This window comes from Paenibacillus humicola (assembly GCF_028826105.1).
GTDB lineage: Bacteria > Bacillota > Bacilli > Paenibacillales > Paenibacillaceae > Paenibacillus_Z > Paenibacillus_Z humicola.
Map to the genome: position 1 here is coordinate 1100333 of NZ_JAQGPL010000001.1, position 24924 is coordinate 1125256.

The 24924-nt window shown below is 62.9% G+C and carries 20 protein-coding genes; 16 read left to right on the top strand and 4 right to left on the bottom strand.

The window, feature by feature from the left end:
- Nucleotides 1-2 precede the first annotated feature (2 nt).
- The 3 genes from PD282_RS05325 to PD282_RS05335 all read left to right on the top strand — a co-directional run bounded on the left by PD282_RS05325 (nt 3) and on the right by PD282_RS05335 (nt 6401).
- The gene (locus PD282_RS05325) at nt 3-3878 is read left to right on the top strand and encodes an ATP-binding protein (protein WP_274649302.1); all 3876 of its coding nucleotides are present in this window, start codon (nt 3-5) and stop codon (nt 3876-3878) included.
- The gene (gene atzF / locus PD282_RS05330; RefSeq protein ID WP_274649303.1) at nt 3841-5610 is read left to right on the top strand and encodes an allophanate hydrolase; all 1770 of its coding nucleotides are present in this window, start codon (nt 3841-3843) and stop codon (nt 5608-5610) included. The genes PD282_RS05325 and atzF overlap by 38 nt, the downstream gene beginning before the upstream one ends.
- A gap of 164 nt (nt 5611-5774) precedes the next feature.
- On the top strand, nt 5775-6401 hold the full coding sequence (locus PD282_RS05335; RefSeq protein WP_274649304.1) for a hypothetical protein: 627 nt from the start codon (nt 5775-5777) through the stop codon (nt 6399-6401).
- Nucleotides 6402-6576: 175 nt separating this feature from the next.
- On the opposite strand, the gene PD282_RS05340 is transcribed toward PD282_RS05335, so the two are convergent.
- Complete coding sequence (locus tag PD282_RS05340) at nt 6577-7551, bottom strand: aldo/keto reductase family protein (RefSeq protein WP_274649305.1); 975 nt, start codon at nt 7549-7551, stop codon at nt 6577-6579.
- Nucleotides 7552-7955: 404 nt separating this feature from the next.
- A complete protein-coding gene (locus PD282_RS05345) occupies nt 7956-9053 on the bottom strand; it encodes a citrate/2-methylcitrate synthase (RefSeq protein WP_274649306.1) in 1098 nt (365 codons plus the stop codon).
- A gap of 196 nt (nt 9054-9249) precedes the next feature.
- On the opposite strand from PD282_RS05345, the gene PD282_RS05350 reads away from it, so the two are divergent.
- The 3 genes from PD282_RS05350 to PD282_RS05360 all read left to right on the top strand — a co-directional run bounded on the left by PD282_RS05350 (nt 9250) and on the right by PD282_RS05360 (nt 12347).
- On the top strand, nt 9250-9852 hold the full coding sequence (locus PD282_RS05350; RefSeq protein WP_274649307.1) for a TetR/AcrR family transcriptional regulator: 603 nt from the start codon (nt 9250-9252) through the stop codon (nt 9850-9852).
- 338 nt (nt 9853-10190) lie between these two features.
- The gene (locus tag PD282_RS05355) at nt 10191-10934 is read left to right on the top strand and encodes an SDR family oxidoreductase (RefSeq protein ID WP_274649308.1); all 744 of its coding nucleotides are present in this window, start codon (nt 10191-10193) and stop codon (nt 10932-10934) included.
- Between the two features lie 141 nt (nt 10935-11075).
- The gene (locus PD282_RS05360; RefSeq protein WP_274649309.1) at nt 11076-12347 is read left to right on the top strand and encodes a multidrug effflux MFS transporter; all 1272 of its coding nucleotides are present in this window, start codon (nt 11076-11078) and stop codon (nt 12345-12347) included.
- A gap of 35 nt (nt 12348-12382) precedes the next feature.
- Here PD282_RS05360 and PD282_RS05365 read toward each other — a convergent pair whose 3' ends face one another.
- Both PD282_RS05365 and PD282_RS05370 read right to left on the bottom strand, forming a co-directional pair.
- Nucleotides 12383-13063 carry an LrgB family protein gene (locus PD282_RS05365; protein WP_274649310.1) on the bottom strand — a complete coding sequence of 227 codons (681 nt, stop codon included), beginning with the start codon at nt 13061-13063 and terminating at the stop codon, nt 12383-12385.
- Nucleotides 13064-13435, bottom strand: a complete 372-nt coding sequence (locus PD282_RS05370) for a CidA/LrgA family protein (protein WP_274649311.1) — start codon at nt 13433-13435, stop codon at nt 13064-13066. It abuts the gene before it with no gap.
- A 105-nt stretch (nt 13436-13540) separates the two neighbouring features.
- On the opposite strand from PD282_RS05370, the gene PD282_RS05375 reads away from it, so the two are divergent.
- From PD282_RS05375 to PD282_RS05420, 10 genes are all read left to right on the top strand, one after another.
- Complete coding sequence (locus PD282_RS05375; protein WP_274649312.1) at nt 13541-14491, top strand: LysR family transcriptional regulator; 951 nt, start codon at nt 13541-13543, stop codon at nt 14489-14491.
- A 209-nt stretch (nt 14492-14700) separates the two neighbouring features.
- A complete protein-coding gene (locus tag PD282_RS05380; RefSeq protein ID WP_274649313.1) occupies nt 14701-15804 on the top strand; it encodes a WD40/YVTN/BNR-like repeat-containing protein in 1104 nt (367 codons plus the stop codon).
- Nucleotides 15801-16076, top strand: a complete 276-nt coding sequence (locus PD282_RS05385) for a MoaD/ThiS family protein (protein ID WP_274649314.1) — start codon at nt 15801-15803, stop codon at nt 16074-16076. Before PD282_RS05380 ends, PD282_RS05385 begins: the two co-directional genes overlap by 4 nt.
- Before the next feature lie 294 nt (nt 16077-16370).
- Nucleotides 16371-17144, top strand: a complete 774-nt coding sequence (locus PD282_RS05390; protein ID WP_274649315.1) for a Cof-type HAD-IIB family hydrolase — start codon at nt 16371-16373, stop codon at nt 17142-17144.
- A gap of 350 nt (nt 17145-17494) precedes the next feature.
- The gene (gene pruA, locus PD282_RS05395) at nt 17495-19042 is read left to right on the top strand and encodes an L-glutamate gamma-semialdehyde dehydrogenase (protein ID WP_274649316.1); all 1548 of its coding nucleotides are present in this window, start codon (nt 17495-17497) and stop codon (nt 19040-19042) included.
- Between the two features lie 174 nt (nt 19043-19216).
- Nucleotides 19217-20560 (top strand): MFS transporter, encoded by a 1344-nt coding sequence (locus PD282_RS05400; RefSeq protein WP_274649317.1) that lies wholly within the window; start codon nt 19217-19219, stop codon nt 20558-20560.
- Between the two features lie 52 nt (nt 20561-20612).
- Nucleotides 20613-21032: an acyl-CoA thioesterase gene (locus tag PD282_RS05405; protein ID WP_274649318.1), complete on the top strand. Its 420-nt coding sequence runs from the start codon at nt 20613-20615 to the stop codon at nt 21030-21032.
- 360 nt (nt 21033-21392) lie between these two features.
- Entirely contained in the window at nt 21393-22937 is a 1545-nt protein-coding gene (locus PD282_RS05410; protein ID WP_274649319.1) for an FAD-dependent oxidoreductase, read from the top strand.
- Between the two features lie 148 nt (nt 22938-23085).
- Nucleotides 23086-24009: an ABC transporter permease gene (locus tag PD282_RS05415; RefSeq protein ID WP_274655056.1), complete on the top strand. Its 924-nt coding sequence runs from the start codon at nt 23086-23088 to the stop codon at nt 24007-24009.
- A 12-nt stretch (nt 24010-24021) separates the two neighbouring features.
- Entirely contained in the window at nt 24022-24900 is an 879-nt protein-coding gene (locus tag PD282_RS05420; protein WP_274649320.1) for a carbohydrate ABC transporter permease, read from the top strand.
- Nucleotides 24901-24924 lie beyond the last annotated feature (24 nt).

The window sequence follows — 24924 nt, forward strand, 5'->3', positions numbered from 1 at the left end:
CCATGTTTACGAAAGTGCTTATCGCCAATCGCGGAGCGATTGCCGTCCGTATCGAAAGGACGCTGCGCCGTCTTGGCGTCGCCTCCGTCGCCGTGTATACGAAGGCCGATCAGGACAGTCTGCACGTCGATATGGCCGACGAGGCGGTGCCGATCGGCGAAGGACCGGCCAAAGACAGCTACCTGAACGCCGAGCTGATCCTGCGCGTTGCCGAGGAAACCGGGGCGCAGGCGATTCATCCGGGGTACGGTTTTTTAAGCGAGAATGCAGACTTCGCCCGCGCCTGCCGAGAGCGCGGCATCGTCTTTATCGGGCCGTCGCCGGAGCAGATGGAGCTGTTCGGCCTCAAGCATTCGGCTCGGGAAATCGCCGGCAGGGCGGGCGTGCCGATGCTTCCGGGCACGCCGCTGATCGAGCGGCTGGAGGAGGCGCTCGCCGCAGCGGAGGGCATCGGCTACCCCGTCATGTTAAAAAGCACGGCGGGCGGCGGCGGCATCGGCATGCGCATTTGCGGCAATGAAGGCGAGCTGCGCGCCGCCTATGAGGGCGTCCGCCATTTGGCCGAGGCGAATTTCAACAACGGCGGCGTTTTCCTGGAAAAGTATATAGAGCGGGCCCGCCACGTCGAAGTGCAAATATTCGGCAACGCGTTCGGCGAAGCCGTCGCGCTGGGCGAGCGCGACTGCTCCATCCAGCGCCGCAACCAGAAGGTAATCGAGGAGAGCCCGGCGCCGATCCTGCCCGAAGACGTCCGTGCAGCCATGTTCGAAGCGGCGAGGCGGCTCGCCGCCGAGGTCGGCTATCGGAGCGCCGGAACGGTCGAGTTTCTGTACGATCCGAAGGAGAAGGCTTTTTATTTTCTGGAAGTTAACACGCGGCTGCAGGTCGAGCATGGCGTTACGGAAGAGGTGCTCGGCATCGACCTCGTCGAGTGGATGGTGCGCGAGGCGGCCGGCGAACTGACCGGCATCGCCTCGCTTGTCCGGAAGCCGCGCGGGCACAGCATCCAGGCGCGCATTTACGCCGAGGACTGCCTGCGCGATTTCCGGCCGAGTGCCGGACAGCTCGACCGGGCCGTATTTTCCGCTCATGCGAGGAACGAAACGTGGGTCCGCGACGGCATGACCGTCACAACCCTGTACGATCCGATGCTGGCGAAAATCATCGTACACGGCGAAAGCCGCGAGGATGCGATTCGCAAACTGGCCGCGGCGCTGAGCGAGACGCGGATGTACGGCCTGACGACGAATCTGCACTACCTGCAGGCGCTGCTCGGCGAGCCGGACGTGCTGAGCGGAAACGTCTATACCCGTCTGCTCGGCGGCTTCGCGCCCGCCGAGCCGGCGATCGAAGTGCTGGACGGCGGCGTGCAGACGACGGTACAGGATTACCCGGGGCGGACCGGGCACTGGGATGTCGGCGTGCCGCCATGCGGGCCGATGGATCCGCTGTCGTTCCGGATCGGCAACCGGCTGCTCGGCAACGACGAAGGCGCGCCGGGGCTCGAGCTTACGCTGCGCGGCGGGTCGTACGTCTTTCGCGGCGACGCGCGGTTCTGCGTGACCGGCGCCGACATGCAGCCGGAGCTGGACGGTCGGCCCGTTTCGATGTATGCGGCCGTCCGCGCCGGCCGGGGGCAGACGCTCTCCTTCGGCGAAGCGGCGGAGGGAATGCGCGCGTATTTGCTGGTGGAAGGCGGCTTCGACATGCCGGATATTCTCGGCAGCGCATCGACGTTCACGCTCGGCGGCTTCGGCGGACACGGCGGCCGGGCGCTGCGCACGGGCGACGTGCTCACCGTGCGCCGGGCTGCGGCAGCCGCAGCGGCAGGGCAAGCTCAGGCGCCTAGCGGCGCGGCCTTTGCGCACCCGGCGGGAGAAGCGGAAGCGCCGGGCCATGACACCGGAAGCGGCCGCGAAGGCGCGAGGCAGGCTGAGGCCGGAGCGGCAGGCGAAACGGCCGCAGGTGCGGGAGATGACCGCGCGGCGGCCGAACCGTCCGCCAGCGCGCCCGGCACCTTGGCGGAGCGCCCTCTGCCGGCCGGCTGCCGGCCGGCGATCGCCCGCACCTGGACGATCGGCGTTATCCCCGGGCCGCACTGCACGACGGAGTTTTTGCAGCCCGGTTATTTGGAGCAGCTGTCGGAGACCGAATGGGAAGTGCACTTCAACAGCTCGCGCACCGGCGTCCGGCTGATCGGGCCGGCACCGCGCTGGGCCCGCGAGGACGGCGGCGAAGCGGGGCTGCACCCGTCGAATATTCACGACAATGCGTATGCCGTCGGCACGCTCGACCTGACCGGCGACATGCCGATCCTGCTCGGCCCCGACGGCCCTAGCCTCGGCGGGTTCGTCTGCCCGGCGACGACGGCATCGGCGGAATTTTGGAAGCTCGGCCAGCTGCATCCCGGCGACAAAGTGCGGTTCGAGCTGCTGACGCTGGAACGTGCAGAGACGCTGCGGCAGGAGCAGGAGCGCCTGCTTGCGCTGATCGGCGAAAACCGCGCGGACGAATGGACGGCGCCGGCGGTTCCGGCGGACCGGCCGGCGATTTCGCCGGAATACCCGGTGCTTGCCCGCGAAGGCGAAGAGACGGGCCGGCGGTTCCCGGTTACGATCCGCTGCGCAGGCGACGAGAACCTGCTCGTCGAATACGGCCCGATGGAGCTCGATTTGACGCTGCGGTTTCAGGTGCATGCGCTTATGCAGGCGATTGAACGGGATGGCACGATCCCGGTTCGCGATTTGACGCCCGGCATTCGTTCCCTGCAGGTGCACCTCAATTCTTCTCTGATGACGGTGAAGGAAGCGGCCCGCCGGATGATGGAAATCGACCGGGCGCTGCCGCCGCTCGAATCGATCCGCGTGCCGTCGCGGATCGTGAAGCTGCCGCTGTCATGGGACGACCCGTCCACCCGGCTGGCCATTGACCGCTATCAGCAGAACGTCCGCCCGGACGCGCCGTGGTGCCCGAGCAATATCGAATTTATCCGGCGGATCAACGGGCTTTCAAGCACGGACGAGGTGAAGGAAATCGTGTTTGGCGCGAGCTATCTCGTGCTCGGGCTCGGCGACGTTTATCTCGGCGCGCCGGTTGCGACGCCGATCGATCCGCGCCACCGGCTCGTCACGACCAAATATAATCCCGCCCGCACCTGGACGCCGGAAAACGCCGTCGGCATCGGCGGCGCCTACATGTGCGTCTACGGCATGGAAGGGCCGGGGGGCTATCAATTCGTCGGGCGCACGATCCAGATGTGGAACAAGCTTCGCGCTACCGAAAGCTTCAAACCGGGCAAACCGTGGCTGCTCCGCTTTTTTGACCAGATTCGTTTTTATCCCGTCGAGGCGGAGGAGCTGACGCAGCTGCGCGACGATTTCGTGCGCGGCCGGTTCGAAGCGGAAATCGAAGAGACGACGTTCGATCTCGGCGACTATTTGCGCTTTTTGGACTCGATCGAAGAGAACGCCCGGGAATTCCGGGATAAGCAGCGCCATGCTTTCCGCGAAGAACGGGAGCGCTGGAAGGCGCTCGGCCTCGCCGAATACGTATCCGAGCAGGAACCGCCGAAGCCCCAGCAGGAGGAGACGCTGCCGGAAGGCGCGGTCGCCATGCGCTGCTCCATGCCGGGCAGCGTGTGGAAGGTGCTGGCCAAGCCGGGGCAGCAGGTGAAGAAAGGCGATCCGATCATGATTCAGGAGAGCATGAAGATGGAGTTTATGCAGCAGGCCCCGTGCGACGGCGAAGTGATCGCCGTATTCGTAAACCCCGGCGACGGCGTTCAGCCGGGCCAGCCGGTGGCGTACATCCGAAAGCTTGAAGTATTGGAGGAGACGGAGCATGGAGAAGCTGACGATTCCCTGCAAGCTGTCCATTGATTGGCTGCGGGAAAACTATTTGAACAAACGGCTGACGCCCGAGGACGTGGCGGAGGAGATCGTTCGCCGCAGCGAGCGGGACGCCGCGATGAACATCTGGATTACGCCGCCCTCCGCAGCGGGCATGCGTCCGTACCTGGAACGGCTGAAAGCGATCGACCCGGCGGACGCCCCGCTGTGGGGCATTCCGTTTGCGGTGAAGGACAACACCGACGTTGTCGGGATGGCGACAACCGCCGCCTGTCCGGCGTTTACCCGGATGCCCGCCGAGGATGCGGCCGTCGTGAAGCGGCTGCTGGACGCCGGGGCGATTCCGGTCGGTAAGGCTAATCTGGACCAGTTCGCGACCGGGCTCGTCGGCACGAGAAGCCCGTACGGCGAGACGCACAATGCGCTCCGGCCGGAGCTGATCAGCGGCGGATCGAGCTCCGGCTCGGCCGTGGCGGTGGCGCGCGGCCAGGCCGCCTTCGCGCTCGGCACCGATACGGCCGGCTCCGGGCGCGTGCCGGCAGCCTTGAACGGACTCGTCGGCTTCAAGCCGAGCCTCGGCGCGTGGCCGCTGCGGGGCGTTGTCCCCGCCTGCGAAAGCCTGGACTGCGTCACCGTTTTCGCGCACAGCATGAAGGAGGCTTACGCTGTGGACGCCGCCGCGCGCGGCACGGACGAACGCGACCCGTGGTCGCGGAAAGTGCCGTCCCCGCAAGCCGGCCTGCCGCTTAAGATCTGCCTGCCGAAAGAGACGCCGTCTTTCTTCGGCCCATTTGCGCAGGAATACGCGTCGGCCTGGGCGGCCGTCGTCCGCCGGATCGAGGGGCTGAACCTGCCGGTCGAATATGTCGACACCGAGCCGTTGTCCGAAGCGGCGGCCGTCCTGTACGAAGGGCCTTGGGTGGCGGAACGCTGGGCGGGGCTCGGCGAATTTATCGAGACGCACCCCGGCGAGGCGCTGCCGGTGACGGAAGGCATCCTGCGCTCGGGTGCGGAGCGCAGCGCTTCGGAGCTGTTCCGGGCGATGCACAAGCTGCAGGCGACCCGTCTTCGGACGGCGGCCCTGCTGAAGGATGCCGTCCTCGTGCTGCCGACGGCGGGCGGCACCTGGACGCGCGAGGAGGTGCGCCGCGATCCGGTCGCGACGAACCGTGACATGGGGCGCTACACGAATCACTGCAATCTGCTGGGCATGTGCGCGGCGGCGATTCCGGCCGGCGAAGCGGCCCCCGCACTGCCGTTCGGCGTGACGCTTTTTGCGCTCGCCGACCGCGAGGGGCTGCTGGCCGGCACGGCTTCGCTGCTGGGCGAACCAAACGCCGAATACCTTGCAGCGCCGGCAGCATCCGGCAGCAGCAAAATCAAAACGACGCCGGTTGCCGTGTGCGGCCTCCATATGCGCGGCTTTCCGCTGGAGAAGCAAATGCTCGGCTGCGGCGCCCGTTTTGTCCGCGAGGATGTAACGACCGCGAAATACAAGCTGCTGAAGCTGCCGACCGAGCCGGCCAAGCCCGGACTGATCAAGTCGGAGGCAGGCGGCGGGGCGATCCGGCTGGAAATCTGGGAGATGCCGCTCGACCGGTTCGGCGAGTTTGCGGCTTCTATCCCGGGACCGCTCGGCATCGGCAAAGTCGAGCTTGCCGACGGCTCGGAAGTGCCGGGCTTTATTTGCGAAGGCTATGCGGAAGACCTGTCAGAGAATATTACCGCCTTCGGAGGCTGGAGGGACGCCGTCCGGGCGTAATGCGCGTCCCGTACGGCTCCCGGTGCCGGCGTTTCCATTCACCGGACTCGCCTTTCCGGCCGTTTTCTCATGCGCGGGATTCCGGTCGTATGGGCGATCCTGCACTGCCGGGCTGTCTCTTTGCCCCCTGAAATGGTATGATGAAGGGCAGGAGGGATTCGTTCATGACGTCAAACAACGATCAAACTACGGAAGACCGGCAGGAAGAAACGCGTAATGCGGAATTGCAGGAGCTGGCCGAGGCGTTATTCCACCATGGCGTCCAGGCGCTCAAATCCCAGTTCGAGGAATGCGAGGTTTCGGGTCACGTCGCGGGTCACGCCTTGTACGGACCGATTTTTACGTTCGAGCTGAAAACCCCGGAGGGGAACGATTATGCCGTGGGTTTTTTCATGAACGAGCTGATTTCGACTTTCCGCAATAATGCCGATCCCGCCCTGTGGCTGTCTTCCTTCTTCGTCGATATTATGAACAGCGGGGAGAGCCGCCTGCTCCCGGTGCCGCCGCAAAACGAGGACGAAGCGAAGGCGCTGTTCGACGGCCATATCGTGCCTCACTGCGCCAAAGCGATCCGGGAGGAATTTGAGCCCGAGCAGGTATATGTCGATCTCGATTTTCACCAGGAGCACGGCCCGGTCCTCGAAGCCGGCTTCCCGTCGATCGTCGAAGGAAACAACGTCTGCGCGATGCCGCTTCATTTTCTGCTGGCGCAGCATTTGCTGAACCGCGATCCGGCCGAGCCGGTCATTCAAGGCTTGTACCGCATCCGCAAAGAGCACGGGCTGGAGTAACTCCAAGTCCAACAAACAAGCGCCGCAGGTTTCCGCCTGCGGCGCGTGTTTGCGAATACGCTGCCGGCAACGCGGAGGCGAGAAGCAGCAAACCCGGATTCCCTCAAGGCAGGCGGGAGTCCGGGTTTGTTTCACATGCGGTCAAAGCACTTGTTGAACGATGAAGGAACGACGGTCAGCGGGCAGGCGAGAAGCCGGCGACCTGCTTCAGGATGCGTTCGATTTCGTCCTGCGTCTCCTGCGACAGCTCAACGTCGACAGCTTTCACATTCTCTTCGATCTGCTGCGGGCTGCTGGCTCCGATCAGGGCGGTGCTGACGTTCGGAAGGCGCAGTACCCAGGCGATCGCCAGCTGCGACAGCGTGATGCCTTGCTGCAGCGCCAGCTCGTTCAAGTCCTGCACGCAGCGCAGCACCTTATCGTTCAAATAGCTGCTGATGATGTGGTTGACCGCTTTGTTGGCGGCGCGGCTGTTCGCGGGCAGCGGCTGGCCCGGCAAATATTTTCCGGTTAAAATGCCCTGCGCGAGCGGCGAGAATACGACCTGGCCGATGCCTTTCTGTTCCGAAACCGGAATAACTTCGCGCTCGATGTACCGCTCGAACATGTTGTAAATCGGCTGGTTGGAAATAATCGGCCGCAAATTCAGCCGTCCGGCAATGGCAGCGGCATCCGCGAGCTGGGCGGCCGACCACTCGCTGACGGCGGCGTACAAAATTTTGCCTTGAGCCGCCAGATCGTCGAGCGCGCGCAGCGTTTCTTCAAGCGGCACGCCGCGGTCGTAGCGATGGCAGAAATAAATGTCGATATAATCCGTTCCGAGACGTCGCAGGCTGGCTTCGCACTGCTCCATAATGTGCTTCCGGGACAATCCCCTGTCGTTCGGCCCGTCTCCCATCGGAAAATAAACCTTCGTCGACAGCACGTAATCCGATCGTTTATACGGCTTCAGCGCCGCCCCCATGGCTTTCTCGCCTTCGCCGCGGTTGTAGGCGTTCGCCGTGTCGAAAAAGTTGATTCCGCTTTCAAATGCCTGTCTGATGCAGGCGTCTGCCGCTTCCTGCTCGGAAGCCGTCCCATAGGTGAGCCAGCTGCCGAGGCTGATCTCGCTGACCTTCAGGCCGCTCGCTCCAACGTTTCTGTATTTCATCGCTGCCGTGGTTCCCCTTTCGTTTCGGTATTGGACAAGTATAAGTATACGTGAAGGCTGCGGCGCGATGAAGAACGGAAGTTTTCTATATTAAGTTACATGCAGTTTAGCGCATGGCGGGGAGGGGAGCGGGCGAAGAAGCGTCGTCCAGGCAGGTGCAGGGTCACCCCGGCGCTCCATGGATCTGATGTAAGCCGGAGCCGGGAGCGATCCCGCCGTTCACTGCTGCGACGCCTTCGGCATACGGACGCCGGCGAGGCGCTGGCGCAGGACAAGCATCGGCGAGAAAGCGGCCGTTCCGGGAACTGTCGAAAACGGCCGCCGCTGCCCAGCCTGTGGATGCCTAACCTGCGGGCATCGGCTGCAGGGCAAGCAACGCAGGATCTGCCGCAGTCTGCGCATAGCTATTCTGCGGGCATCGGCCCGACATAAACGGATTGCGGCCGGTATATACGGTTATTCGCCGCCTGCTCCAGCACATGCGCGGTCCAGCCGACGGCGCGCGCGGCGGAGAACACCGGCGTAAACAGCTCCGGCGGCAGACCCGCGGCACGCATGACGGCCGCGGCATAAAACTCGACGTTGGCATACAGTTCCCGGCCGGGCTTGAACTGCCGCAGCAGCCGGACGCCGGTCCGCTCGACGTGAACGGCGAGGTCAAGCCACGGGTCGCCGCAGGCGAGCGATCCGGCAACCTCCCGAAGCGCTTCGGCGCGGGGGTCGGTCGTTTTGTAAACGCGATGACCGAAGCCCGGCAGTTTCCGCCCGCGCTCCAGCAGCTCGCTCAGGAACGGCTCGGCGCGCTCCTTCGTGCCGATATCGTCCAGAAGCGCGAGAACGCCGGCCGGCGCTCCGCCGTGGAGCGGGCCTTTCATGGCGCCGATCGCCGCGCCGACGGCCGAATAAAGGTCGGATTCGGTGGAAGCGACGACCCTCGCGGCAAACGTCGAAGCGTTCAGCCCGTGCTCCATCGTCAGCACCATATAAGCGGTCATGGCACGGACGTGGGCTTCGGAGGGAGCGCGGCCGAGCAGCAGCCGCAGCAGGTGATCGACGTGGCCGGCCGCCTCCGGCCGGTCGTTCCAGGCGATTCCGCGGACCGACCGGTACCGGTACGCCAGAATAACCGGCAGCAGCGCCGTTATGCGGAGCGCCTGCTCCTCCGAGGGCGGCCGATCCAAGCCGGCTTCCGCCATGGCCGCGCAGGCTGCCATCATCACGCTGATCGCCGGCGCTTCGGCTGGCATGGCGTCGAGCAGTTTTCGAAGCGCGGGAGGGAGAACGCGGAAAAGGGCCAACCGCTCCGAGAATGCCCGGAGCTCCGCATCTCCGGGCATATGGCCGCGCCACAGCAGGAAGGCCGCTTCCTCGAACGAGCAGCGCAGCGCCAGCTCTTTTGCGCGATATCCTCTGTAAATCAGATCGCCGTGAATGCCGTCGACGTGGCAAATTTCCGTTTCGGCGGCGACAACGTCCTCTAACCCGGTTTTCTTGTTCAGCATAAGCTCCATCTCTCCTTATCATGAACGGCGGATTAAAATCAGCATAACAGCTCTTTTCGATAGATAGAATTTTTGATTTTATATCGAGATTATAAAAATAAATTATCATCAAAATACAACTAACAGATTTATATTATTGTTCCTTCGAAATCGTTCTGATATAGTAAGGGAAACACGGAGAGAAGGACGGATGGTCATGAATAACGATCAGCCTTTAAGCAGGGAACACATTATGGATGCCGCCGAGCAGGTGTTAAGGCGCTTCGGACCGGATAAAACGTCCGTGGTGGATGTCGCGCGCGCGCTGCAGGTGAGCCACGGCACGCTGTACCGGCATTTTGGCAGCAAGGCCGAGCTGCGCGAGGCAGTAACGGAGCGCTGGCTGACGCGAAGCATCGCGGAGCCGCTGGCGGAAATCGCGGGCGGTACGGACGGGAGCTTCGCCTCGCGGCTGCGTTTATGGCTGGAAACGCTGATCGGCAGCAAGCGGACCTTCGCCGGCGAAGACCCTGAGATGTTTGCGATGTATGCAGCCGTAACGGCGGACGCGTCCGGGATGATTGAATCCCATGTGAACCGGCTGATCGGGCAGATCGCCGGAATTCTCGAGGGCGGAATCCGCTCGGGAGAATTCAAAGCCGTCGATTCTCCGGACACGGCCAGGGCGATTTTTTTCGCAACCTCGCGCTTTCATCATCCCGCCCACTTCCGCGAATGGACGGCGGAACGGACGGATGCGGATTTCGATGCCGTTTGGAAGCTGCTGCTTGGCGGAATCGAGGCTTTTCCGCCCAAATAACCGCCGGCCCCTGCAGGCCCTTCCGTTTTCGCGATCGGGAGGGCTTTTTGCCGCCTAAAAGACGTCTAACAAGAAATCCAATCCATCCGGTACGTGATTTTTAAAATTGGAATGACAAAATCATAAAATTGATACTTGAAATCTGATTGTAGTTTATATATAATCAAAACACCAAACAGAGCCGGTGCCGGACGTCGCCAAGCACGATGCCGATATGCGGATCGCGGTATCGGGGGAATGGATTAACGGCTTCGGTTTCAAAATAACCGGAGACTGATGAAGTCCAATGCTGCCCGGCACGGGGGCTCGAACCGGCCAATCACAAGGAGGAGATCGCAATGACGGCAAATTTGAACGGTAAAGTCGCTCTGGTAACGGGCGCATCGCGGGGAATGGGACGGGATATTGCGGGAACGCTGGCGCTCGCCGGCGCGAAGGTGGTCGTGAACTATGCGAGCAGTCCGGAGAAGGCGCAGGAAGTCGTAAACGGCATCAAAGCGAAAGGCGGGGAAGCGACCGCGATCCGGGCGGACATCGGCAGGATTGCGGAGGTGGAGGAGCTGTTCCGGCAGACGCTGGAGGCTTACGGGCAGGTGGATATCCTCGTCAACAACGCCGGGATCATGATTACGAAGCCGCTCGCCGACATCACGGAGGAGGATCTCGACAGGCAGTACGCGGTGAACGTCAAAGGCACTTATTTCGCCATCCAGCAGGCGGCCAGGCATATGAACGCGAACGGGCGCATCATCAATTTCTCGACGTCCGTGACGGGGCAAATGTTTCCGGCCTACAGCGCGTACGCAGCAACGAAAGGAGCCGTCGAGCAGATTACGCGGCAGCTGGCGAAGGAACTGGGCCCGAAAGGCATTACGATCAATGCGGTCGCTCCCGGTCCGGTCAATACCGAGCTGTTCACGGTCGGCAAGACGCCGGAGCAAATCCGGAGCGTAGGCAGCATGAACGCCTTTGGGCGTTTGGGCGAGCCCGATGACATTTCGAATGTGGTGCTGTTTCTGGCCGGACCGGATTCCCAGTGGGTTACCGGACAGACGATCCGGGTTAACGGCGGCTTTATCTAAAGGTTGAAAGATAACGATAACTACGACAGCGGATAAACCGGCATTCGGGCGTGTTTATCCGTTTTTATTGCCGCCGGCACCCGCTTGCGTTACGCTTTAGGTAATGAAAAAGATATTGACCTTAAATAAGGAGCTTCAACAATGGAACCTGACGCGTTCACGAAATCGGCTCCGGGCGCACGGAAGACCCGACCGCCGCGGCGGCTGCAGCTCGCCATCATTCTCGGGGCGCTCGCTTCGTTCGGGCCGCTGTCGATCGACATGTATTTGCCCGCGCTGCCGAAAATTGCCGGCGATTTGCATGCCAGCACGTCGCTGACCCAGCTCAGCCTGACGGCCTGCATGCTCGGCCTGTCGCTCGGCCAGCTGCTTGCCGGGCCGCTCAGCGACCAGCGCGGACGGAGGGCGCCGCTGACCGCGGGACTGATCGTCTATGCGGCGGCGTCGGTGCTGTGCGTCTTCGCGCCGACCGCCTGTGCGTTCATCGCCCTGCGGTTCGTACAGGGCTTGGCCGGCTCGGCGGGAATCGTCATCTCGCGTGCGGTCGTGCGCGACCTGTATTCGGGCCCGGAGCTGACTAAATTTTTCGCGCTGCTCATGCTGGTGAACGGCGCCGCGCCGATTCTGGCCCCGATCATCGGCGGCCAGCTGCTGGAAGCCGCCTCCTGGCGGGGCGTGTTCGCGCTGCTCGCCGCCGTCGGCGCGGCGATGCTGGCAGCGGTGCTGATCGGCCTGCCGGAGACACTTCCTCCCGGCAGGCGGATGCGCGGCGGAGCCGGCGCCACCGCGGCGGCGTTCGGCAGGCTGCTGCGCGACCGGACGTTCATGGGCCTCGCGCTGACGCAGGGGCTCGTCATGGCGGCGATGTTCGCCTACATCTCGGGGTCGCCGTTCGTGCTGCAGGACCTTTTCGGCTTATCGCCGCAAATGTTCAGCGTCTGCTTCGCCGTCAACGGGCTCGGCATCATTGCGGCCAGCCAGACGACGGGACGGCTTGCCGGACGGATCGGCGAGCGCCGGCTGCTCGCCGCAGGTCTGACCTCCGCCGCCGCAGGAGGCGCGCTGCTGCTGGCCGCGGCGGTTTTCGGACTCGGGCTGCCGGCGATTTTGCCGGCGCTGTTCCTCGTCATCTCGAGCGTCGGCGTCGTCTCGACGTCGACCTTCTCGCTGGCGATGCAAAATCAGGGCGGTCAGGCCGGCAGCGCTTCGGCGCTGCTCGGACTGCTGTCGTTCGTGTTCGGCGGGGCGGCCGCGCCGCTCGTCGGCGTCGCGGGCAGCGGGACGGCGCTGCCGCTCGGCATCGTCGTGGCGGCGGCGGAAGCGGGCGCCGTCGCCAGCTATCTCGCCTTATCGCGGACCCGCCGCGCAAAGCCGAGCCGGCACAACGAAAAGGGCGTCCCGGTCAGCCGATAGGCTGCGGGACGCCCTCAACGGCTCAGCGGCCGAAGCTACCGCATCAGCGCTGTCAAGATCCACGGCGCGGCGCAAAACGTGATGAACGCCGTCATAATCATCGCAATGCTCGAGATTGAGCCGGCGGCGGAGCCGAACTCGAACGCCTTCGTCGTGCCGGCCGTATGCGAGCTGGTGCCGAGCAGCACGCCGCGGCCGACCTCGTGCTCGATGCGCAGCAGCCGGATCGCGAGCGGCCCGGCGGCGACGCCGAGGATACCCGTTATGAGCACGAACACGGCCGTCATGCTCGGTATGCCGCCGATGACGCCCGCCGCCGCCATGGCGATCGGCGTCGTCGCCGAACGGGGAGCCAGACTTTCCGTGAGACTCGTCGTTAGATGGAACGCCTTCGCCAGCAGAATCGACGTGAGAATGGCCAGAATCGCGCCGGACAGGACGCCTGCCGTAATCGCCGCGGCATGCTTTTTCAGCATGCCCAAATTTTTGTACAGCGGCACCGCCAGCGTGACGGTACCGGGGCCGATCATTTCCGTCAGCCATTTCGTCCCGGTGTTGTAATCGGCATAAGGCACCTCGCCCCACAGAACGATCAGGATGACGAGTGCCGGCGTCACGATCAGCGGCGACAAATAGGCGCGGGGAACGCGGACATAAAGTCGTTTGGCCCCCCAGTAGACGATCGCGGTCAAGATGAAGCTAAAAACCGGCAGCATTCAAACCCTCTCCTTTCCTCTCCGTTTGGCGATCCGGTCCGCAACGAGTCCGGCGCAGGCCATGACCGCGAACGTGCTGCAGACGATGACGGCCATGATGCGCACGCCGTTTGCGGCGATCAGCGATTTATATTGAAGCATGCCGACGGCCGAGGGGATGAAGAACAGCAGCATTTCGGCCTGCAGCCATTTTGCCCCCGCATCGATCCAGCCGACCTTGACGATTTTCGTTTGCAGCAGGAGGAAGACGACCCCGATGCCCAGCAGGCTCCCCGGCACCTTCCAGTGAAGCGCCCGCACCAAGCTGTCCATCAGAATGGAAACGCCGATAAAAAAACCGATTTGCATGACGATTTTCAAAGCACCGCGCATCGGAACCACCTCCGTTTAACTGAAGTTTACATCAATTATTTTCATTGGTAAAATGAATATATCGAATCAAAAACATTCCAAAATGGCATGGAAAGAGGCGGAATAATGGACATCCGAGATTTGCAGTGCGTGCTCGAGATCGTTCGCCGAAACAGCTTCACGAAAGCGGCCGAGGCGCTTCACATTACCCAGCCGACGATCAGCAAAACGGTCAAAAATTTGGAGGACGAGCTCGGCGTCCGGCTGTTTATCCGCGGCAAAAGAGGCATGGAGCTGACGGATGCCGGGCAAATCGTCGCCCGTCAGGCGCAGGAAATCGTGCAGTCGTTCGGCAGCCTGACCGCCGAGCTGCACGACCTCACGGAGCTGAGGAAAGGGAGCATTCGCATCGGTCTGCCGCCGATGGTCGGCTCGAAATTTTTCCCCGGCGTCATGAGCGGCTTCCGGCAGCGGTATCCGGGCATTGCGGTGCATATGATGGAGGACGGCTCGAAAAAGCTCGAGGAAGAGGTGGCGGCTGGCAGCCTCGATGCGGCGGCGGTACTGCTCCCGGTGAGCCCCGACCTGTTCGAGCTGTATCCTTTCCTGGACGAAAAGCTGATGCTCGTCGTGCATCCGCGGCATCCGCTGGCGGACCGGCGGGAGGTCGCCATGACCGATCTGGCGGAAGAAGCGTTTATTCTGTTTCGCGAAGATTTCGCGCTGCACGACCGCATCCTCGCCGAGTGCGCCCGCGCGGGCTTCCAGCCCCGGGTGCTGGTCGAAAGCTCGCAGTGGGATTTTATTGCAGAGATGGCGGCCGGCGGACTGGGCATCGGGCTGCTTCCCGAAACGATTTGCGCGGGGCTCGACCCGAAACGGGTGCATTCCGTGGCGCTGACCGGCCCCGAAATCCCCTGGCGGGTCACGCTGATTTGGCGCAAGGAGGGTTACCTGTCGTTTGCCGCGAAGGAATGGATCCGGTTTGCGAAAACGACGCTCGCCGGGCCGGCCGTTGAGAATGCCGGGTTTCAGCCTTTACCGGAAGGGCGGAAGACGGATTTTGCGGGCAATTGAGTGCGATACCGGGGCTGCAGGGGACCTTTCGTCAGCCGCGGAGTTTGCGTTTCCCCGTCCGAACGAAACGGGCCGCTTTCCGAAACGGAGAACGGTCCGTTTCGTTTTGGCAATAAAAAGCATCGTTCGGAAAAAGGGTTTTCCGGATAAAAGGCGAATATATATTCGCATCCCGATGAAAGCGTTTTAATTTCGAAGGAGGGCTGCGCGTGGCGAAGGGAATCAAGGTTCTGGTCGGCACCAATAAAGGCGTATTTATTTACTCGTCGGACGAAAGCAGATCGGAGTGGCGGCTGGACGGCCCGTATTTGTCCGGCTGGGAAGCCTACAGCGTGTTCGGCGACAGCCGCGGCGGACGCAAACGGCTGTTTGCCGGCACCTCGCACGCCGCCTACGGGGCGACGATCCGGTACAGCGACGACCTCGGAGCGACCTGGACGCAGGTGGAGCAGGGCCCCAAATACGCGGCGGAGACGGGCTTCAGCCTGAACCGCATCTGGCAAATCGCGCCCGGCGCTCCGTCGGAGCCCGATACGCTGTACGCCGGCGCCGAGGAGGCGGGGCTGTTCGTCAGCCGCGACGCGGGCCTGACCTGGAACGAGCTGGACGGCCTGACGAAGCACCCGTCCAGACCCGGCTGGTTCCCGGGCGCAGGCGGCATGTGCCTGCATACGGTGATCGTCGACCCGGGCAACCCGCGGCGCATCCGGGTCGCTATGTCGGCCGTCGGCGTGTTCCGCTCGGAAGACGGCGGCGAGACGTGGAGCCCGAGCAACGAAGGCCTGGGCCGGGTGCCCACAGGGCAGCCCTATCCGGAGGTCGGCTACTGCATTCATAAAATGGCCGCCGACCCTTTGAATCCCGAGACGATTTACATGCAGGAGCACTGCGGCGTGTTCCGCTCCGACAACGGCGGCGCAAGCTGGTACCCGATCGAGGAAGGGCTGACGATAAAGGAAGGCGACATGCCGTTCGGTTTTCCGTTTTGCGTGTCGCCGGGCGGCGACATGTTCATCATTCCGCTGGAAAGCTCGGAGCAGCGGACGATGAGGGACGGCCGGATGCTCGTGTACCGCCGCCACCGCGACGAGCGCGAGTGGCTGCCCGTCGGCGACGTCGTGCCGGACGAGCAGCGCCATGTCAGCGTGCTGCGGGACGCGATGGCGCTTGACGATCTGGACGACTACGGGCTTTATTTCGGCACCACCTCGGGCGAGCTGTTTTGCTCGCTCGACAGAGGCGTGACGTGGAAGCGGCTGCCTGGCCTGCTGTCGCGCATTTTGTCGGTCAAAACGTGGCGGGTCGACGAATGAGCATCGAAGTCAGCGTCCCGTCCCTGCTTGCGGACTGCACCGGGGGGCGCAGCCGTTTTCGGCTGGAAGCGGATACGCTGGAAGACGCCCTGGAGCGGCTGCTCGGCGATTATCCGCTGCTGCGCCATCATCTTTACCGCGAATCCGGCGAGCTGCGTCCGCATGTCCTGCTTTACTACAACGATCAAAACATCGCATGGCTGGCCGACCGGCGCATCCCGCTGCGGGAAGGGGACAGGCTGCTCGTGCTGCAGGCGGTTTCGGGCGGCTAGCCTCGCTTCCGGGCACCTGCCGGCGCGCCGAATCGGGCGGCCAGCCTGGCGTCGTCTGGCGCACTGTACGGCGGCAAGTCCCGCGTCCGGTGCACCCGTCCGGCTCGCCGTACCGGCGGCAGCCGGCTTCGCGAAGACGCAGCCGCTTCCGCAGTCTTTCAAGCCCGTTTGGCCCGCTTTTCCGCGGGCCGCCGGGCTTTTTTCCGTCTTCCTTGCGCCTGCGCCGGGTAATTTGCGCTATAATGGCTTCATGCACAAAAAAGAGAGACATCGGACAAGGGAGAGAAGGAAGACATGCTGCGGAAACTGATTTTTTTCGATATTGACGGAACGCTGCTCGACGAGGAGAAAAGGCTGCCGGCCACGACGAAGGAGGCGATCGGGAAGCTTCGGGAGGCGGGCCATGTGCTGGCGATCGCGACCGGACGTGCGCCGTTCATGTTTAAAGCGCTGCGGGACGAGCTGGGGATCGACTCCTTCGTCAGCCTGAACGGGCAGTACGCGGTGTTCCGGAACGAGCCGTTTCACCGGAACCCGATTCCGCCCGATGTGCTGCGGGCGATAACAGAAGATGCCGCCGCATCAGGCCATCCGCTCGTCTACCAGGACGAGCACGGGATGCGGGCGAACGTGCCCCGTCACGACCGGATCGACCAGGGCTTCCATTCGCTGCGGATGGGGCTGCCCGAATTCGATCCGGCGTACGGGCAGGGCAGGGACATTTACCAGACGCTGCTGTTCTGCACCGAAGCGGAAGAAGCGGCATACAGGCAAAAATACGGCGTTCTCCGCTTCGTCCGCTGGCATCCCGTCTCGATGGACGTCATGCCGAAGGACGGCTCGAAGGCGGCCGGCATCGCCCGCTTTATGGAGAGGCTCGGCATCGGAATTGACGACGTGTACGCGTTCGGCGATTATTACAACGACCTCGAAATGCTCCAGTTCGTCGGCCACGGCATCGCGATGGGGGGCGCCCCCGACGAGGTGAAGCGCGCCGCCAAGTACGTAACGACGGACGTTACGGAAGACGGAATATTGAACGGACTGAAGCAGGTCGGTTTGCTGTAAAGCCGGCGTTGCGGATAACGATCCCGGGCGATCCGGTTACCTCTCAAATTTCTTGTAAAGGTTTGTTTTTCAAATGCGATCCATAATGTGCAAGTCTAAACTTGCACATTTTCGGCAGGCGTGTTACACCATTTCATCGCCGATGCATTCGGATCGGAGGAGTCTCCGGCGGGCCGATAGCCCGGAATGAAGGCGCTTCGCACAATCGCTTTTCAACTCGCCGTTTTCCGCTCCGAGCTTATCCGCCCGATAAACTTTTGCCGCGAACGGTCATGATTCCCGGTTTCCCCGCTTACAGTGTTGTTAAGAACACTCGCGGGGCTTCGGGCTCCGATGGGAGGGAAACCATCATGATGGAATCGTTTCGCAACGAACCGTTTACCGATTTCGGCGACGAGCGCCATGCGCAGGCGTTTCAGGCGGCGCTGTCCAAGGTAGCCGCGGAGCTTGGCCGGGAGTACGGCCCGGTCGTCGGCGGCCGGCGGGTGGCGGAGGGACGGCTCGTCCCGTCCGTCAACCCGGCCGATTTCGCGCAGGCGGTCGGGTTCGTCCGCCAGGCCGACAAGGCGCTCGCGGAGCGGGCCGTGCAGGCGGCCGCCGCCGCGTTCGAAGGCTGGCGGCGGACGCCCGCCGCGGCGCGCGCCCGCTGCCTGTACAAAGCGGCCGCCTTGATGCGCCGGCGCAAGCACGAGTTCTCCGCCTGGATGGTGTACGAGGCGGGCAAAAGTTGGGCGGAAGCCGACGCCGAGACGGCGGAGGCGATCGATTTTCTCGAATTTTACGGGCGCGAGGCGGAGCGGCTGGCCGGGCCGCAGCCGCTGACGCGCATTGCCGGAGAGGACAACGAGCTGACGTACCTCCCGCTCGGGGCGGGCGTCGTCATCCCGCCGTGGAATTTTCCGCTGGCGATAACGACGGGCATGACGGCCGCCGCCTTCGTCTGCGGCAATACGGTCGTATTGAAGCCGGCCAGCACAACGCCGGTCATCGCCGCCAAGCTGGTCGAGCTGCTGACGGAAGCGGGCGTTCCGGACGGCGTCGTCAATTTTTTGCCCGGCCCGGGCGGCGAAGTCGGCGACTGTCTGGTCGACCACCCGCTCGTCCGCTTCATCAGCTTCACCGGCTCGCGGGACGTCGGCCTCCGCATCAACCTCAGGGCGGCCGCCCGGCACCCGGGGCAGCTGTGGATCAAGCGCGTCACGCTGGAGATGGGCGGCAAGGATGCGGTCGTCGTCGACCGCGACTGCGACCCGGACGAGGCGGCGGATATCATCGCGGCGTCGGCCTTCGGCTTCGCCGGGCAGAAATGCTCGGCCTGCTCGCGGGCGATCGTGCACGCGGACGTTTACGACGCCGTCCTGGCCAAAACGATCGAGCGCGCAGGGCGCATTTCCGTCGGCCGTCCGGCGCAGCGCGGCGTCTACATGGGGCCGGTCATCGACGACAAGGCGCACGCCAAAATTATGGAATATATCGGCATCGGGCGCGGCGAAGGACGGCTCGTTCACGGCGGCGGCAGCGGGGACCCGGGCGGCTATTTCATCGAACCGACGATTTTTGCGGACGTCGACCCGGGAGCGCGAATCGCGCAGGAGGAAATTTTCGGCCCGGTCGTCGCTTTCATGAAGGCGGAGTCGTTCGAATCCGCGATCGACATCGCCAACCATACGGAATACGGCCTGACCGGCGCGGTCGTCTCGCGCAGCCGCGAGCGGATCGAATACGCCAGGGAAAACTTTCACGTCGGCAATCTGTACGTGAACCGCAAATGCACGGGCGCGCTCGTCGGCGCCCATCCGTTCGGCGGGTTCAACATGTCGGGAACCGATTCGAAGGCGGGCGGCCGCGATTATTTGCTGCTGTTCACCCAGGCGAAGGTCGTATCCGAACGGCTTTAGTACGAAGCGCGCGGCCTCCCGGGGCAGGCGTTGCGCCTGCCCCGTGCGGTGTCTTTTGCCGCTGCCGCGTTCGGCGGACGGCGCTTCCCGCGTGCGCTTTGGCGTCCTCCTCCTGCTGCAGCCCCTCTTTCGTCAGCGACGGAAAGATTTTGATGTTACCGGGAGGTCAATCCAATGAACAACCGAATCGTGGTGCTGGCCAGCATCGTCATGGCGATGCTGGTCGCATCCATGGATGCGACGATTACGAATACGACAATGCCGGTCATCGCGAAGGAGCTCGGTCACTTCGAGCTGTATGCGTGGACGTTCGCCAGCTATATGATTTTTTCCACCGTGCTGGCGCCGATCGCCGGACGCATCTCCGATCTGTACGGCCGCAAGCGCGTGTTCGCGGTCGGCATCGTGCTGTTCCTGCTCGGCTCGATCTTGTGCGGCAGCGCGCAGTCGATGGTTCAGCTCGTCCTGTACCGGGCGCTGCAGGGCATCGGCGCGGGCGTCATGAACCCGTTCCCGGCGATTATCGCGGGGGACCTGTTCTCCATTGAGAAGCGCGGGCGCATCCAAGCGCTGTTCACGGCGATGTGGGGCATATCGGCGATTATCGCGCCGCTGCTCGGCTCCGCGTTCGTCACCTATGCGTCCTGGCGCTGGGTGTTCTACGTCAACATCCCGATCTGTCTGCTGTCGATCTTGCTGCTGCTTCCTTACCGCGAGGAATACGAACCGAAGCGGTCGAAAATCGATTACCTCGGGGCCGTCATTTTTACCGGGGCGATCAGCTTGCTGCTCCTGCTGACCGTCGTGGACGGCGGCTACCTGATCTACGCGGCGGGCGGCCTGCTGCTGCTCGCCCTGTTCGTGGCGTACGAGAAACGGCATGCGTCGCCGATCGTGCCGCTCGCCCTGTTCCGCAATCGGCCGGTCGCCTGGATGAATTTCAACACGTTTCTCGCTTATGCGTCGTTGTTCGGCGCGACCAGCTACCTGCCGCTGTTTTTGCAGGAGCACGGCCTTACGCTGTTCATGAGCGGGGTCGCGATGCTCGGGATGTCGGCGGGCTGGATGGCGGCGGCCGTCCCGGCGGGAAAATGGATTCTTCGCTTCGGCTACCGTCCGCTGATGATGGTTGCCAGCGCGGTGCTGGTGGTATCCGGCGCGTGGTTCCTTCTGCTGACGTCCGGCTCAGGCTTCTGGTTCGTTTTCGCCGGCTCGCTGCTGCTCGGACTGGCGTTCGGGCTGCTGTCGACGGTGGCCGTCATCGGCTCGCAGCAGCTGGTCGATTCGCACCAGAAAGGCGTGTCCACGTCGGTGCAAATGTTTTCGCGCAATATCGGAACGGCGGTCGGCGTCACGATTATGGGCGCGTTTTTGGCGAAAACGCAAAGCTCGATGGAAGGCTACGGTCATATGTTCCTCTACGGCTTCGTGATCAGCGTCGTCTCGCTGCTCAGCTCGTTTATGATCGGTTCCGGGAAGGCGCGGGAGCGGGCGTCGGCACCGGCCGCTGCCGAATAACGGAAACCGGCCCCCGTTCCGCCACCGCCAATTGAAGGAGATGAAGACCCGCTTGGAAGCCGCAATCGATATCGTCGTCCGTTCCACCGAAATCGACGTGAACGGACATGTGAACAACGCGAAATATTTGGAGTATCTGGAGTGGGGCCGCGAGGAATGGTACGAGAAGGCCGGGCTGCACTACGGCGTTTTCCTGGAGATGGGCATTCAGACGGTCACGGTCAATATCAATATCAATTACCGCAGGGAGTGCCGGCAGGGCGACAAGCTCACGATCCGCACCGCTCCCGCGCGGGCGGGCCGGACAAGCTATGCGCTGAAGCAGGAGATCGTGGACGAAGCCGGCGAGCTGCGCGCCGACGCGCTGGTCACCAGCGTGACGATGGACGTAGCAGCCCGCACGAGCAGGGGGATACCGCCGCAGCTGCGCAGACTGTTTCCGGCTGCGCCGGAGACCGGAGCGCAGGCGTGAAGCGTCCGGCCGGGAAACGGCCAATCCTTACAAAAGAAGCCCATCGGGGAAAGACGCCCGCTGTCCGTGAAGGATGGCGGGCGTTTTTTGCCGTTTCGGTGTGTTGTCCAAGACTGCCGGCACCAGGCCGGAAACGGGCTTCGAATTTCGAATAAAGACTTCCCCATCATCCGGATAAGGCGCAGAGCCGGCGTTTGATGCGGCCCGGCGCCGATCCTTATCCGGCCCGGGCGCTCCGGTAGAGACCGCCGCTTTCTATACATATGTGCCAGAACATGATAAAGATGTACCGGGCCGGGGCTTTTGGCGAAGCGGTATACTGGAAAACGAATCTGGACCGTCAGACGGGAGGAAACGAAGGTGGCGAATGAAATCAGAGGGGACAGCATAGGCGGGGAGAACGGCGCGGCTCATGCATTTGACGTCGTCGTCTACGGGGGAACGTCCGCCGGCGTCATCGGCGCCGTGCAGGCCGTCAAAATGGGTAAACGCGTCGCCATTATCGAGCCGTCCGCCCGGCTCGGGGGCTTAACCAGCGGCGGGCTCGGCGATACGGATTTCGGCGACAAGTCGGCGATCGGCGGGCTTTCGCGGGAATTTTACGCGCGGCTCGGGAGGAAGTACGGTCAGGAGGAGCCGGTCTGGATGTTCGAGCCGAAAGCCGCGCTGGACGTTTTCGGCGATTTCGTGAAGGAATACGAAATCCCGGTCTTTTACGGGGAACGGCTGGATTTGGCCGGAAGCGTGACGAAGACGGGCAATCGCATCGATTCGATCCGGATGGAGTCGGGGATGACGTTTAAAGCCGGCGTTTTCCTCGATACGAGCTACGAGGGAGACCTCATGGCGGGGGCCGGCGTCAGCTATTCGCTGGGCCGCGAAGCGAACGCGGTCTACGGCGAGCGTTATAACGGCATCCAGACCGCCGCAGCGGTGAAAAACCAGCTGCCGGCCGGTATCGACCCGTATGTCGTGCCCGGCCGGCCCTCAAGCGGACTGCTCCCGGGCGTCAATCCGGATGCGGGCGGCAACGACGGCGACGGCGACAGCCGCATCCAGGCCTACTGCTATCGGATGTGCCTGACCGACGCCCCGGGCAACCGAATGCCGATCGAGCGGCCGGACGGCTATGACGAACGCGATTTCGAGCTGCTGTTCCGGGCCATCGAGCGGGGGCAAAGCAAGTTTTTCAAGCTGCGCATGCTGCCGAACCGGAAGACCGACTCCAACAACGACGACGGCTTCTCGACCGACTTCCTCGGCATGAGCGATCGTTATCCCGAGGCCGGCTATAAGGAGCGCGAAGCGATCGCGCAGGCCCACGAGAGGTACCAGCGCGGCCTCGTATGGACGCTCCAGCATCATCCTCGGGTACCGGAGATGCTTCGGGCGTTTTACGAGCCTTGGGGGCTGCCGCTCGACGAATTTGCGGATAACGGCCACTGGACGCCGCAGCTGTATGTCCGGGAATCCCGGCGGATGATCGGCGAGCTCGTCATGACCGAGCATCATGTCATGAGCCGCGAGACGGCGGACGACCCGGTCGGCATGGGCTCGTATACGATGGATTCGCATAATGTGCAGCGGTACGTCGATGTGAACGGCTTCGTCCGGAACGAGGGAGACATTCAAATCCGCACCCCGTGCCCGTATCCGGTCAGCTACCGCTCGATCGTGCCGCGGGAGCGGGAATGCGCCAACCTGATCGTGCCGGTCTGTCTCGCTTCCTCGCACATCGCGTACGGTTCGATCCGAATGGAGCCCGTCTTTATGGCGCTTGCCCAATCGGCCGCGACGGCGGCAGCAATGGCGCTGGAAGCGAATATCCCCGTTCAGCGCGTCGATTACGGCAGGCTCCGCAGGCGCCTGCTGGCGGACGGGCAGGTTTTAACCGCGCCGTGCTGACGGCTGCAAACCGCCTTTCGTCCGGCAAAGGGCCAGCCCGGCATGACGCCGGCTGGCGGACAAGGAATCCCGTGGTCACGCGGGCGTTCTATTCATCGAAAAAGGAGGCGGTAAGGTGAACGAAACGAACGCGGCGGGCCGGAGCAGGATGCAGTCACGCCCGTCCCGGCATCCGCGGCTGTCCGCGATCAAGCGCAATTACGACCTTTATTTGCTGATGGTACCGGGGCTTGCGTTTCTCCTGCTGTTTAAATACGCCCCGATTTACGGCCTGGTCATCGCGTTTCAAGACTTTAACATTTTCAAAGGCATCGGCGGCAGCGAATGGATCGGCCTGCAGCAGTTTCATCGGCTGTTTACATCGCACGACTTTCTCGTTGTCATGCGCAACACGCTGCTGATCAGCCTCTACAAAATCGTGCTGCTGTTTCCGGTGCCGATCGCAATCGCCGTACTGCTGAACGAGGTTGCACGCATGTGGTTCAAACGCGCCGTGCAGACGATCATTTATTTGCCGCATTTTCTGTCCTGGGTCGTGGTAGCCGGCTTGTTCGTCAATATTTTGTCTCCGTCGACCGGGATCGTTAATCACGTCATCCAGTTTTTCGGCGGCGGACCGGTTCCGTTTCTGATGGACAATCATTTCTTCCGCAGCGTCGTCGTCGTTACGGCGGGCTGGAAGGAAGCGGGCTGGAACGCGATTATCTTCATCGCGGCGATTGCGGGGCTTGACCCCGAGCTGTACGAAGCGGCCAAGCTGGACGGAGCAGGCCGGGTGCAGCAAATCTTCATGATCACGCTTCCCGGCATCGCGTCGACAATCGTGCTGATGCTGATTTTGCGCATCGGCGGCGTGCTGGAAGCCGGGACGGAGCAGATCCTGCTGCTCTATAATCCGACCGTCTACCCGTCCGGCGACGTGCTCGGCACCTACATTTACCGGGTCGGGCTCGGCTCGATGGAATACAGCTATTCGACGGCGGTCGGCCTGTTCGAATCGGCGGTCGGCTTTGCGCTCGTCCTGGCGGGCAATTATTTCAGCCGGAAAATGACCGGCAAAAGCATCTGGTAGGAGGGACGCCGCTTGAAAACCAAACCTGCATCCGACCGGGCGCTGGACGCCGCCGTCTACGGACTGCTGCTCCTTGCGGCATCGGCCTGCCTGTTTCCGTTCCTGAACGTGCTGTCCAAATCGCTGAGCGCGAACTGGGCGGTCACATCCGGCCGGGTCGGCCTATGGCCCGTCGGCTTCAACCTGGAAAATCTGTTCTACGTCGTGACGGACCGCATTTTCCTGCACGCGCTGGGAATTTCCGTACTCGTTACCGCAGCGGGGACGCTCGGTGCCGTGCTGTTCACGGCCGTGAGCGCTTACCCGCTGTCCAAGAAGCATTTGCCCGGCGTGAAATTCGTCCTCATTATGTACGTCTTCACGATGCTGTTCAACGGCGGCATGATTCCGAGCTACCTGCTGATCAAGCAGCTGGGCATGATGAACCACCTCAGCTCGCTCGTGCTTCCCGGGCTGATCAACGTGTTCAACATGCTCCTGGTCAAAAACTACTTCGAAAGCCTGCCGGAAAGCCTGGAGGAATCGGCGAAGCTCGATGGGGCGTCGAACCTGACGATCGTGCTGCGCATCATCGTGCCGATTTCGGCGCCGGTATTCGCGACGGTCAGCCTGTTCTATGCCGTCGCGTTCTGGAGCGACTGGTTCCATCCCATGCTGTACTTAAGCGATCCGTCGCTGAAGCCGCTGCAGCTGTACCTGCGCGATATCGTGCTGGAATCGGACACGAGCGGACAAAATCTGGATCTCAATATCGACCAGCTGATGAACATTTCGCCGGAAGGGATCCGCAACGCTACGGTCATTGTGTCGACCGTGCCGATTTTGCTCGTTTATCCGTTTCTGCAGCGCTATTTTATCCGCGGGATACTCGTCGGGTCGGTCAAGGGCTGACGGCCCTCGGCCGGGCGAAAAGTA